We start from the raw sequence: 12,223 nt of genomic DNA, 5'->3' as shown, positions 1-12,223 counted from the left end.
TATCTCTACCATCATTTTTAACCAAAGATAATCTTCCATAATTTTCTTTTTGTAAAATACCAGCACCAGCACCGATATTTCCTTCTATCTTAATACCTCTACCATCAGCAGAAGTTAAAACTAAGCGACCATTTTCATCTTGAGAAGCTTGAACTCCAGTTGTATCTTTAACCGCATTAATAGCAGAAACTAAAGAACCGTTTTTATCTCCATCTTGATAACTTACTTTACCAATATTAACACCATTTATAGTAAAATCATCTGATGTAGTTCCTTCTTTAATAGCAAAAGCTCCTACAGTTCTAACATCATAACTGGCTCTAACTCCTGTTTTATCAGCATTTTTATTAATCTCTTCAGCTAAAGCCCCAAGTCCTGTTCCAACAGAGGTTGAAATCACAACATCTTGAAATTTAAAATCTTCTATACCATTATAGTTTTTGATAGTAAGTCCCACTACACCTGAACTCACACTTTGTGAACCTGTTTCAAATCTTGTAACACCAATCTTTGAAGACTGGGTTGCACCTATTGTTGCTTTAACAGTTTGATTTGAACTTGAACCGATTTGAAATTCTTGATTGGTAAAGCTACCACTTAAAAGTTGCTTACCATTAAACGAAGTTGTATTTGCGATATTGTCAAGTTCTTCCATTAAGCGGTTTATATCAGCTTGAAGCATAGTTCTTGTTTTTAAACTTTGACCATCTTGAGCTGCTTGAGTTGCTTTAGTCTTAATAGTATCTAAGATCTTAAGTTGCTCATCCATAGCCTTATCTGCAGTTTGTAAGATACCCAAAGCATCATTACCATTTGATATAGCTTGACCTAGAGTATTTGCTTGAGATCTTAAGCTATCTGCTATCGCCATCCCTGAAGCATCATCTGCTGCGGAGTTAATCCTAAGACCAGAACTAAGTCTTGCTAATGAACTGTCTAAACTCTTAGCATTTAGATCTGAATTTGCTTTTGCATTTAATGCTGCGACATTTGTGTTAATACGAAATCCCATTTTAAATCCTTTTAAATAAATTCAAGCTCATCCATGAACTTGTTAAATGCTATATCGTTACTTTTTTTTAAAAATTTATACTTTAAACTAAAAAATTATAAATATCATATTTTAATTGCAATCTAAAAATAAAAATTTCAAGCCATTGCTTATAAGATTTTAAATACATCAATAAATATTCTTTTTCATCTTCAATTTTACTAATAATAACTTCACTTAATAATTTACCTTTATGAAAAATCACCCCTTTTAAAACCCCATCATTTAATAAAGAATTTATTTCTAAAAAAGATTCAAATTTGTTAACACTTTCATATGTATTTTTTAAAAAATCTAAAGGTAATTTTCTATCACTAGCTAAAATCATTTTCAATACATCATTTAATCTCATAGCATGTTCTAAACAAAATAAGACATTTTGTTTTTTTTCTTTGAAAGTTTCTAAAATTTTATTTAAAATTTTAACACTACGATTGGTTGTTAAAGTTTTTGGAGGATATTTATTTAATTTATTATTTAAATTCTTAAATTTCTTACAACATAACTCAAAATTAATTTCTTTCGTAAATTCTATCCTAGCACCGCCTTCTGTGGCATTTAAAAAATTCACTTGGGAATTTCTTGCAAATAAATCCTCTAATTTTTTTCTATAATCATCCCAAGCTAAATGTGTTAAAACTTCTCCTAAACCTCCATAAGCAACTGTTTTTAATGTAGGAATATTTAAGGTTGTATCTATATCACTCCCCAAATCAAAACTATCAAAATGAGAATTTCCTTGTTTATCAAAAGATAAATCTTGGCCAATAATAATTATATTTTTAAATTTTAAAGTAATCGCCAAAGTATAACAAGCATGCCCAACATGGGTTCCAAATTCAAGATAACCAAAATCATTAATATGAAGTTTTTGATAAGGAAGATTATCACTTAATACTATAGATAAAGGAATTTGTTTTTTATAAAGATAATCAACCACGTTAGGGTGAGTACTTGCCGCTAATATAAATAAGGTTTTATTTTCTGGATTAACTTCTTTGAAAAATTCAAGCGGATATTCTTCAAAATCAAGATTTAACACATAATCAGGGATTATATCATGTTTTACAAGCAAAGGATAAGCCCCGTCAACGCAAAAAATCACAAAATTTTCTTGATATTTTTTTAACAATGGAATTTGCTTTTGAAGGCTAGGACCGGCACATACAACTATACAGCTTTCAAAAAGCCCTTTTCTTTCATCAATAATTCTTTTAAAAGGTATATTTTTCAACATTAAAGGTATATTTTTGCAAAAATTTTCATAACAAGACAAAGAAATTTTGGAGTCAGGATCTAAATTTCTTATTACAAGATTAATATTTTCATGTATAATTTTATCTGCATTCAAAATTTCCTCATAATAATATTTTTTATAAAAATTATTATTAATAAACATCTCATAAAGATTTAACCATAAAAATACATCATTTTGGTCAAAAAGTATTCTAAGTTGTAAATTTATTTTTTTCTCTTGAATATCCACCAGATAAATTTTTCCACTATAAAGCTCTTCACTCAAATCTATTGTGCTTAAAGCTAGGATAAAAAGTTCTATTTCACTTTCAAATACAAAAAGATGTTTATAGTGTTTAGCTAAATTTTTAATAAGCAAAGCATTGCCTATACCATAAATACATACAAAAGGATATCTAGGAGTTTTTTCTAAAATACTTTGATAGAAAAAATTTAATTCTTCTTCTAAGTTTTCATACACAAAAACATTATGGGTTTTATCATAGATATTTAAATTTTCATCTATATTAAAACGAGAACAAGTTTTATTTTGTATGAAATTTAAAAGTTTATTTCCTAAGGGTTCATTTACTCCACTTAATAAAGCTTGTATGTTTTTTTCTAGTATGGTCATTGGGTTTCCTTAAATTTTATCTATTTTGAGTGATATTTTGTCATCTTTTTCGCTAAATTGATACAACAAATCCTCACAAGGATAAGAGATACATTTTTCTTTACAATCTTTTTTTGAATTTTGTTTTATTTTTTCTAACATTAAAGGAAGTTCTTTCTTAATCAAAAGTTTTACTGGAATTCCCATGCCATGATTTAAGTTTTTAATAAATTTTCCATCAACTTGAGATTCTTTAGTAATAGAATGCAAAGTTGCATCAAAGCCAAGTTTTTCAAGCTCTTCGTAAAGTATGGTTTTTTCTTTTAAAGAAACATACTCATCATATAATGAATGATAACTTATAAAGCAAGTTTTTAAACATTTTGATTGTTCTAAAAGATGATCTTCTTCTAAAAGATTTCGAATTTTTCTTCTTGCGGGAGAAAAAAAATGAGGCGATGAAGAATTACTTGTCCAAAAAGTTTTTGTCGAACAATGTGTTTTAATATGATGAAAAAAATCAAAAGTAGCAAATTCGCTATACTGCATAAAATCTATTTCCTTTCCAAAACCTACAACTCTCCATAAAAACTTAGCACCACTAGAATTATCTATCACTCCATCTATCAACCAAGGAGCAATTTTAGCGGCTAAATGTGCTAAATATCCCCCATGAGAACCCCCTATCATGATAACTGGTATACCCCCCCCCATAGTATCAAAAGGAGCATGTTTTTTAAGATAAAGTGCAACATTTAAAAGATCTTGAGCTTGCATGATTCCAAAATTTTGATACTCATTTTTTGTAGGTTGCAAACTCACATGTAAATTTAAAAAATAATTTGGCATAAAATTACCTTTTTGCTTGCCTTTGGTTATTTGATTATTTACAAAATGAAAAATTTCACTCATTTGTTTATAGTCTTGAATTTTATCAACATCATAAGGAAGTTTAATATCCACAGCTTCACAACTTGCTTTTAAAATAAGCTTGTCTATATCATCTAAATAAAAAGTTGATCCAGTTTGAGGACGATTGCCAATACAGTGATAATTCACTCCAACAAAAGCTAAATTAAAATTTTTAAGCAAATACTCTATGATAAATTTTAAATATACATCATTACAATCCGCACCCATACCTTGCACCACAAACACCAAAGCTTTAGGTGTTTTTTCATCATCATACCAAAGCTTAAATTCAAGCTTTGATTTTCTTTTTATACCAAGTTCTACATCATCACAAGAGTCAATCTCATAAGTTTTACTCACTATCATTACATTCCTCCTATTAAAAGATAAGTTTTGCTCGCTAGATTTTTAAAATTTTCATTCTTACTTAAGATCACGCAAGCTTTATTACTAGAAGAGCTTGTAAAGTCTATATTTTCTAAATCTTCATGAGTCTGATTGGCTGCGTTGATGATAGCATTTTTGCTTGCTTCATTGCTTGAAATTCCCATGAGTATAAAATCAGCTTTATTTATAAAAACAAGTTTTAAGCATTCTTTATCATCGCCTACACGAAAATTTACTTCTTTTACGCCGTTAAAATTACTAAGATCAACATTTTCAACCCCGCTTACATTACTCATCGTTTTTATAGAGCTTAAATGATCATTTTTCAAAGTATAAATGCTTATATCGTTGATCAAAGTTTTAAGGTTATTTAAAGACTTACTAACTTCAGCTTCATCCTTGCTTGAACTCATTTTTGGTAAAGCAATAGTGGCTAAAATTCCTAAAATAACGATCACAAAAACAAGTTCTAATATAGTAAAAGCTTTTCTCATCTATATCCTTGAAAAATTTTTATTTTTAGGGCTTAAAATATCTTCTTCTACGCTTACAAATTCCTTTTTTTCATAAGCATCAACCGCAGCTCTTGCTATCATCAAAGCATTATCGGAGCAGAATTTTAAGGGAGCTAGTTTTAAATTTGCATTATATTTTTGACATAAATTTTGCAAACGCGAACGCAAGTTAAGATTTGCACTAGCTCCGCCTACAACACCAAAATTTTTAAATTTATAAAGATTAAAAATTTTTTCTAATTTATCCATGATATGATCACAAGCTGTATTTTCAAAGGCATAAGCTATTTCAGCTTTTATATCATCACCTAAATTTTCATGCTTTAAGATTTCCAAACGCACTGCATTTTTAAGCCCTGAAAAGCTATAAGCGAGTTCTTTAGAATGCTTTAAAGGTATGTTAAAAGAGATATTTTTAAGTTTGGCATTTTTTGCTAAATTTTCTATGATGACCCCACCAGGATAACCTAAATTCATCATTTTGGCCACTTTATCAAAACTTTCTCCAAAGCTATCATCATTTGTGCTTGCTAAAAGCTCTAAGTTTGCATCATCTTTAAGATATAGCACCATAGTATGCCCGCCACTAACAAGCAAAATTCCCATATCTAAAGAAATTTTTTCTTCTAAAAAAAGACTATAAATATGACCTTTAAGATGATTTATAGGAATTAAGGGTAAATTTAGAGCACTTGCTAAGGTTTTTGCCATAGAAATTCCACTGAGCAAAGAAACGCTAAGCCCGGGTTCGTTTGTCACAGCTATGGCACAAAGATTTTTAAAATGCTCTTTGCATTGCTTAAGTATCTTTGGTAAAGCTTCGCTATGAAGTCTTGCAGCAAGTTCAGGCACCACTCCTCCATAGATACTATGTTCTAATTCTTGAGAAATTTTTTTATGAAATTTACACTCTAAGGTATTTTTATCAATGATAGCTATAGAACTATCATCGCAAGAACTTTCTATAGCTAGGATAAGATTTTTCATTCAAATTCCACTAAAATAGAACCTAAGAATTTATCTTTTGATCTTGCCATTTTAAGAGTGTTTAAATCCAAATTTTTAGCATTTTTGATCAACTTACTATTGGTATTTGCCTCTAAAAGTTGTTGCAAATTCGCCCCTCTTAACTCATAAAATTCCACTCTATAAATTTTACCTGCCATATCTAAAGAGTATTGTGTTTGCATATTTTTTTTATGGACTAAAATACCACTTTCATCTTTTCCATGATCAAAGCCTATGATATTTACACGCACATTAGCTATCTTTGGGATAAGAAAATTCTCTTTTACTTTTACCTTAGTTCCAAAAGAAACTGAGGTTTCATTACCATCAACTTGAAAAGTTACTTCATTAAAAGCATCACTAAATTCTAAATACTCAGGATATAATCTTGTTTGAAAACGATTGCCATACTGGATATAAAAAGAATTTCCTTCTGCGATAACAGCGGTAAGTTCATTGCTTGTGTTATAATTTAACTCTTTATTTACCGGAAAAGGCACATAGTTGATAACCTTTCTTGGATTTTTTAAAGAAAGTAAAATTCTATCATCAAAAAGTTTTACTTCAAGCTCTTTATTTATAGCTTTATCAACTCCTTGTGGAGTGAGTTCAAAATCTCTACTAAATTCAATTCCTGCAGTTTTTAAATAATTTTCAATAGCTAAAAGATGATAATAAGCTCTTAAATTTACAGGTAGATTTTTACTCGCTTCATTTGCAAAAGCAGCTTTGTGATTTGAAATCACAAAATAAGTTAAAGCTTTAAGCATTTCCGTATCGCCAAGCTCTTGGGTTTTGGTGTTTTTAAGATAATAAGCATGCTTTGGATCGGCAAGTGAAGAATTGACACTATTTACAGTTTGAGTGGCGATATTTTCAAGATCAGGGTATTTGCTTGCATTAATTTCACTTGTATCAATCACGCTTGAATTTCCCCAACGCTTAGGATTTTGCATCGCATCAATATAAGTGGGTTTATAAAAACCCCAACCATCGTGAAGATTGATCACCATGCTAACTTCAGGAAGTAAAATAAGCTCTTTAATGCGTTGAACTCTCTTATAATCAGGATCCTTTGGGCTAATACTTGCAAATTTACGGTTTAAATCCCCATTATTCCCACGCGAACGCTTGATAATGCTATCAAAAGCTAAATTTGGAGCCACTATAATCTTACCCTTAGTGATATTATAATCACTCAAAAGCAAACTTGCCGCATGAAATCCACCAGGCTCATCACCTTGAATTCCACCAAAAATTAAAACCGTATTATTATCATCTAGACTTTTTCCATTTTCTCCTACACTAAAGTCTAGCTCTAAAGCAAAAATACTTGTTATAAAAAAAATTGTTAAAAAAAATTTCATTTTAACTCCTTAAATACTCTCTTGTTTTAAAATCATACTCAAAAACTTCTTCTATACTTGAAATTTTAGGTATTCCAAAATGATCAAGGGCTTTAAAAATACATTTAGCAATATCTAAAAATCTACTTTTGTTTTCTAAGAAATTTTGTACACCTATTTCATTAGCTGCATTGATGATAACACCTAAATTTGGCTCTTTTAAAAATGCATTTTTAAGCTTAAAAATAGGATATTTTTTTGTGCTGATTGGATAAAATTTTAAAGCAGGCATTTTGCTAAAATCAACAGCCTCTAAAATAGGCGTATCTTGTTTTTCAAATATAGCATCTGAAATAGCTAGTTTCATATCTGCTTTTGAAAAATATGCTGTGCTAGATCCATTTTTAAACTCACATATTGCATGTACTAAAGATCTTGGTTCTATTAAAGCATCAATTTCTTTAAAATCATATAAATGATAAGCCTCTATAATCTCAAAAAGCTTATTTGCCATAGTCGCACTATCTATAGTGATCTTTGCCCCCATGTTCCAATTAGGATGTTTTAAAGCATCTTTGACACTGACTTGATTTAAATCTTTGATTTTATACCTATAAAAAGCTCCGCCGCTTGCTGTAATATAAAGTTTTGCTATATTTTTTTTACCTTCGAGTAAAAATTTTAAAGCCGCATGCTCACTATCAACGGGTAAAAATTTAGCTCCTTTTAAAAAACTCCCCGCCACTACAAGGCTTTCCTTGTTAGCTAAGGCTATGTTTTTGCCAAGTTCTTTAGCCTTTAAAGTGCTTTTAAGTCCTGCAAAACCTACAATGGCATTGAGCAAAAGTTTGTCTTGGCATTCTGTTAAAATTTGCTCTAAACCTTCTTGCCCTATAAAAACTCTATCATGTTTAACTAAATGCTTGTTTTTTGGATCTTTTATGGCAACAAATTTAGGTTTAAACCTTGCGATTTGTTCATTTAAAAGCTTTATATTATCCCCACAAGCTAAAGCAGAAATAGGAATATTTTTTAAAGCAGCAAGTTTAAGAGCATTTACTCCTATGCTGCCCGTACTTCCAAAAAGTATCATAAAAGAGCAACCATCGCAAAAGCAGTAATGATCACTGCATCGATTCTATCGAGCACGCCCCCATGACCAGGGATAAGATCTCCACTATCTTTTACACCTGCTTCTCTTTTAAAATAACTCTCAAGCAAATCTCCAATTACTGCAAAAACCGCTACAAAAAACGAACAAAGTAAAGAAAGCCAAAAACTATAAACAAAAACTCCCAAAATAGTTCCAATAATACTCGCACAAATCAAGCCGCCTATAACACCTTCTAAGGTTTTGTTTGGACTTGTTGGAGAAAAAGGAGTTTTACCCATAAGTTTTCCGATAAAATACGCCCCACTATCACAAGCTGCAACAATAATGATAAGCCAAAAAAGTGCAAACATACCCTGATCTAAATACACTTGCCAAAGTGCTAAAATAGGCAAACTAGGATAAATATAAATAAGAGCTGGTTTTAAGGAAGCCTTTTTATAAACCAAATATCCAACGACTAATAACAAAGCTAAAATCCCAAAAAGCAAAGCTTTATGCGATAAACTTCCCAAAATAAAAGCTATAGCCAAAGGGATAATAGAAATATTTTCTAAAGCAAAAAGTTTTTTTGCTTCACTAAAAGATAGATACAATAAAACCGTAAAAACGATAAAATTGATAAAAAATTGATCAATCAACGCGATAATAATAATAGCCCCTATCATCACAAGAGCTGAAATAATTCTAGTTGTATTAAACATATTTTTCCTTATATACTAATATCTAAGCGATGAATGCTTTGTGCGTCTTTAAAATTTGGATCTTTAGACTCATCTTCTTCATTTTTCTCATCATCGCTGGTTTTAGCTTCTTGATTGTGTTTTTTCTTTTTTTCTTCTTGTTCGGCTTTTTCTTTGATCTCTTCTTTGATTTCATGAGTCTCATTGACTTTTTCAAGTTTGTTCAAAGTTTTTTCTTTTTCATTAAATTCAGCCATATTTAGCGTAGCTGCAAAACCTTCTTTTGCAAGCTCATTGCTTGCTTGTGTAGCTGGATAAGCCATATTTTGATTTATATAATTGACATTTCCTAATGGGCTAACTGGCATTTTAATCCTTTGTGATATTAATACTTTTAAAATTTGTATAATTTACAAACGCCTTTTGCTGAACCTTAACAAAATTTTTTAAGGTATAATCGACCCAATACGAACCTTTCTTTAACTTAGAAAAGCTTAGACAAAGCCTTGCAGCAAATTCTATCACATCAAGGCTGATTTTTTGCTTGTTTGATATAATCAAAACATGTGCACTAGGAATATCCCTTGCATGAAGCCACAAATCATCTTTTTTAGCATTTTTAAGTAAAAATTCATTGCCTTTTTCATTTTTACCCACGCAAATTTTAAACTCATTATAATAAAAATTTGCCACAAGATCTTCTTGTTTATGATCTTGATTTTTTTTGCTATTTTTTTTAGGTAGTAAAATTTCAAGCTCTATCTCATTCTTAGCTTGAAGCAATAATTCTTTCAAACTCAAGGTAAAATCTAACTTTTCTTTTAAATTTTGTCTTTGTATGTTTAAATTTTTAGCTTTTTGTTCTAATTTTTTAGCATTTTTATAATATAAATTAGCACTTTGCTTAGGACTAAATTCAAGCTTAAATTCAAGCTCTTTGCCTTCAAAATCATCAAGCTTAAATTCCCTTTCATAATCTTTTAAAACACTCAAATTTGCAAACAATACATCAGCCCTTTTTCTGTATTCTAAAGCTTTTAAGAGTAAAGAATTTTCTTCATCTAAACTAGAAAAAAGTTCTTGTAAATTTTGTATTTTTTTATCTACTTGTGTAAGTTTTAAATTTTTTATTTGTTTGATTTTACTCTCATAAATGCTTGTAAATTTGCGAGAAAAATAATCTGCAAAGTCTTTAATTTCTTCAAAATTTTCATCCATTTTATAAGGCTTTAAAGGCTCTAAAATCACATTAGGTTTTACGACACGATAACTTTTATCAATGTGCCTTAAAGCCTCTATGATCAAATCTTTTTCATCTGTAAGAATAACATTGGTATTTTTACCCGTAAATTCAAAATAAATTTTGCTCTCATAGCTTTTATAAGCCTTATTAGCTTTTACACTAAAACATAAAATACGATTGCCTTCAAGGACTTTAACTTCCTTTATAAAAGCATTGCTAAAATACTTTTTAAGCATAAAATCAAAAGGTGCATTATAATTTTTTGCATTAATTTTAGCTGTATAAATCGCACTCATTGCACGAGTAAGATCGAAAATAAATCTTTCTCTATCAAAGCTTAATTCCAAAATATTATCATTGATACGCTTGATAAAATCGATTTTTTTAAACTGAGAAAAAAAAGTTTGCAATTGTAAAAGTTCTGTGTATTTCATAAAAGAAATTATAAAATATTTTGGCGAATTTGTGGTAGAATTACATTAAAAAAGGAAATTTGTGCAGCTTAATGAGCTAAATTGTGTGATTTTATGTGGTGGCAAATCTAGTCGTATGGGACAAGATAAAAGCAAATTGATTCTTAAAAATCAAAATTTAACTCAATTTCAAGTAGAGAAATTTTCTAAAATTTTTAAAAATGTCTATGTGAGTGCGAAAGAAGATAAATTTGAAAACCATTTTAGCTTGATAAAAGATTCTTTAGAATTTGAAGTTTACTCTCCTATGCTTGCGCTTTACTCTATACTTTCAAATTTTAAAAATGAATTTGTTTTTGTTTTAAGTGTGGATAGTCCTAAAATAGGTGAAAATGAGCTTTTAAAAATGCTTCCTTTTTTAGAGCAAAACTATAAAATAATCATAGCTAAAACCCCTTTACATAAACATCCCTTATGTGGCTTTTATCACAGCTCTTTAGCTCAAACTTGTAAAAAATTCTTAGAAAAAAATGAACAAAAAATAGGACTTTTATTTTCTGGGATTAAAACCAAATTTGTAGAATTTGAAGATGAAGATGCTTTTTTAAATCTTAATTTTTATGAAGAATATGAAAAATTTAAAAGTGAGTTAAAATGAGAAAAATTGCTTTATTTTTAAGCTTATGTGTTTTTATATGGGCTAGTGATTTACAACAAGCTTTAGAGTATGAAAAACAAGGCGATTATAAAAAAGCTATGGAAATTTACAAAAAACTCGCTTTAAAAAATTCATCTGTTTTAATTTCTCAAGAACAAAATAAAACCAATCAAATTATACAAACAAAACAATCCATCATTGCAACCAAAGAAGAAAGACAAGATTTTGCTCGTCTTGCTTTGGCAAATTATCTTGAAGAAGATGAATACTTTAACCCTCTTGGCATTAGTGCTTATAAAATGAATTATTTTCTACCTTTGGCTTATAGTTTTAACTCTCTAGAAGAAAATCACAATAAAAGTGAAGCTAAATTTCAACTTAGCATTAAAAAAAGGCTTTTTGAAAATTTGCTAGGATTGGATGAAAAATATTATATAGCCTATACTCAAACTTCTTGGTGGCAAATTTATGAGCATTCTTCTCCTTTTAGAGAAACCAACTATCAGCCAGAATTTTTTATAGATTTTCCTTTGTATCTTAAAGATTATGAATTTTTTAACAATCTACGTGTAGGTATATTGCATGAAAGCAATGGCAAGGGAGATGAGAATTTGCAATCTCGCTCATGGAATAGAATTTATGTATCTACAACTATTTTATATAATAAATTTTTATTTGTTCCACGCCTTTGGTATAGAATTCCTGAAAGCAAAAAAGATGATGATAATCCTGCCATCTTGCATTATATGGGAAATTTTGATGTGAATTTAGCGTATTTGGGTGATGATTATTTTATCAATCTTATGTTAAGAAACAATCTTAAATTCCACAATAACAAAGGCGCTATACAAGTTGATCTAGGATATGATATTTTTAATAACGGAATTTATTGGTATTTACAATACTTTAATGGCTATGGAGAAAGCCTTATAGACTATAACAAACACTTGCAAAGACTTTCCACTGGATTTTTGATTTCTTACTAAAATATCCTTTGTAGTTTTATCATTTCTTAAAACAATTTTCATTACAATTTCATTTTTGATA

Annotated in this window: 12 protein-coding genes; 2 read left to right on the top strand and 10 right to left on the bottom strand. The window is 29.4% G+C overall.

Translation table 11 applies throughout. From position 1 onward, the window contains the following. The 10 genes from ELQ09_RS01035 to ELQ09_RS00990 form a co-directional block, all read right to left on the bottom strand. A partial coding sequence (locus ELQ09_RS01035; protein ID WP_279586227.1) for a flagellin hook IN motif-containing protein occupies nucleotides 1-1,012 on the bottom strand: 1,012 nt, incomplete at its 3' end. Nucleotides 1,013-1,094: 82 nt separating this feature from the next. Continuing rightward, the gene (locus tag ELQ09_RS01030) at nucleotides 1,095-2,921 is read right to left on the bottom strand and encodes a motility associated factor glycosyltransferase family protein (protein ID WP_134263706.1); all 1,827 of its coding nucleotides are present in this window, start codon (nucleotides 2,919-2,921) and stop codon (nucleotides 1,095-1,097) included. A 9-nt stretch (nucleotides 2,922-2,930) separates the two neighbouring features. Further along, complete coding sequence (locus ELQ09_RS01025; RefSeq protein ID WP_134263705.1) at nucleotides 2,931-4,178, bottom strand: DUF2920 family protein; 1,248 nt, start codon at nucleotides 4,176-4,178, stop codon at nucleotides 2,931-2,933. Continuing rightward, on the bottom strand, nucleotides 4,178-4,693 hold the full coding sequence (locus tag ELQ09_RS01020) for a prepilin-type N-terminal cleavage/methylation domain-containing protein (protein ID WP_134263704.1): 516 nt from the start codon (nucleotides 4,691-4,693) through the stop codon (nucleotides 4,178-4,180). The genes ELQ09_RS01025 and ELQ09_RS01020 overlap by 1 nt, the downstream gene beginning before the upstream one ends. Further along, entirely contained in the window at nucleotides 4,694-5,701 is a 1,008-nt protein-coding gene (gene tsaD / locus ELQ09_RS01015) for a tRNA (adenosine(37)-N6)-threonylcarbamoyltransferase complex transferase subunit TsaD (protein WP_134263703.1), read from the bottom strand. It abuts the gene before it with no gap. Beyond that, entirely contained in the window at nucleotides 5,698-7,089 is a 1,392-nt protein-coding gene (locus tag ELQ09_RS01010) for a M99 family carboxypeptidase catalytic domain-containing protein (RefSeq protein WP_134263702.1), read from the bottom strand. Before ELQ09_RS01010 ends, tsaD begins: the two co-directional genes overlap by 4 nt. Before the next feature lies 1 nt (nucleotide 7,090). Next, the gene (dxr, locus tag ELQ09_RS01005) at nucleotides 7,091-8,161 is read right to left on the bottom strand and encodes a 1-deoxy-D-xylulose-5-phosphate reductoisomerase (protein WP_002934390.1); all 1,071 of its coding nucleotides are present in this window, start codon (nucleotides 8,159-8,161) and stop codon (nucleotides 7,091-7,093) included. Further along, nucleotides 8,158-8,883, bottom strand: coding sequence for a phosphatidate cytidylyltransferase (locus ELQ09_RS01000; RefSeq protein ID WP_134224881.1), 726 nt, complete (start codon nucleotides 8,881-8,883; stop codon nucleotides 8,158-8,160). Before ELQ09_RS01000 ends, dxr begins: the two co-directional genes overlap by 4 nt. Before the next feature lie 8 nt (nucleotides 8,884-8,891). Beyond that, complete coding sequence (locus ELQ09_RS00995) at nucleotides 8,892-9,230, bottom strand: hypothetical protein (protein ID WP_002855905.1); 339 nt, start codon at nucleotides 9,228-9,230, stop codon at nucleotides 8,892-8,894. Nucleotide 9,231: 1 nt separating this feature from the next. Further along, nucleotides 9,232-10,539, bottom strand: a complete 1,308-nt coding sequence (locus ELQ09_RS00990) for an NFACT family protein (RefSeq protein WP_134263701.1) — start codon at nucleotides 10,537-10,539, stop codon at nucleotides 9,232-9,234. 61 nt (nucleotides 10,540-10,600) lie between these two features. Here ELQ09_RS00990 and ELQ09_RS00985 point away from each other — a divergent pair, with 61 nt between their 5' ends. Further along, the gene (locus ELQ09_RS00985; protein WP_096702863.1) at nucleotides 10,601-11,176 is read left to right on the top strand and encodes a molybdenum cofactor guanylyltransferase; all 576 of its coding nucleotides are present in this window, start codon (nucleotides 10,601-10,603) and stop codon (nucleotides 11,174-11,176) included. Next, nucleotides 11,173-12,162, top strand: a complete 990-nt coding sequence (locus tag ELQ09_RS00980) for a phospholipase A (protein WP_087684610.1) — start codon at nucleotides 11,173-11,175, stop codon at nucleotides 12,160-12,162. The genes ELQ09_RS00985 and ELQ09_RS00980 overlap by 4 nt, the downstream gene beginning before the upstream one ends. Nucleotides 12,163-12,223: the final 61 nt, after the last annotated feature.

This window comes from Campylobacter sp. CH186, assembly GCF_004378925.1.
Taxonomy (GTDB): Bacteria; Campylobacterota; Campylobacteria; order Campylobacterales; family Campylobacteraceae; genus Campylobacter_D; species Campylobacter_D jejuni.
The sequence above is the reverse complement of the archived record's forward strand: the minus strand, read 5'-3'. Positions and strand labels throughout refer to the sequence as shown.

Bases quoted from the DNA above. Each gene is read 5' to 3' on its own strand.
- ELQ09_RS01030 (WP_134263706.1), bottom strand. From the start codon at position 2,921: ATGACCATACTAGAAAAAAACATACAAGCTTTATTAAGTGGAGTAAAT.
- ELQ09_RS01025 (WP_134263705.1), bottom strand. From the start codon at position 4,178: ATGATAGTGAGTAAAACTTATGAGATTGACTCTTGTGATGATGTAGAA.
- ELQ09_RS01020 (WP_134263704.1), bottom strand. From the start codon at position 4,693: ATGAGAAAAGCTTTTACTATATTAGAACTTGTTTTTGTGATCGTTATT.
- tsaD (WP_134263703.1), bottom strand. From the start codon at position 5,701: ATGAAAAATCTTATCCTAGCTATAGAAAGTTCTTGCGATGATAGTTCT.
- ELQ09_RS01010 (WP_134263702.1), bottom strand. From the start codon at position 7,089: ATGAAATTTTTTTTAACAATTTTTTTTATAACAAGTATTTTTGCTTTA.
- dxr (WP_002934390.1), bottom strand. From the start codon at position 8,161: ATGATACTTTTTGGAAGTACGGGCAGCATAGGAGTAAATGCTCTTAAA.
- ELQ09_RS01000 (WP_134224881.1), bottom strand. From the start codon at position 8,883: ATGTTTAATACAACTAGAATTATTTCAGCTCTTGTGATGATAGGGGCT.
- ELQ09_RS00995 (WP_002855905.1), bottom strand. From the start codon at position 9,230: ATGCCAGTTAGCCCATTAGGAAATGTCAATTATATAAATCAAAATATG.
- ELQ09_RS00990 (WP_134263701.1), bottom strand. From the start codon at position 10,539: ATGAAATACACAGAACTTTTACAATTGCAAACTTTTTTTTCTCAGTTT.
- ELQ09_RS00980 (WP_087684610.1), top strand. From the start codon at position 11,173: ATGAGAAAAATTGCTTTATTTTTAAGCTTATGTGTTTTTATATGGGCT.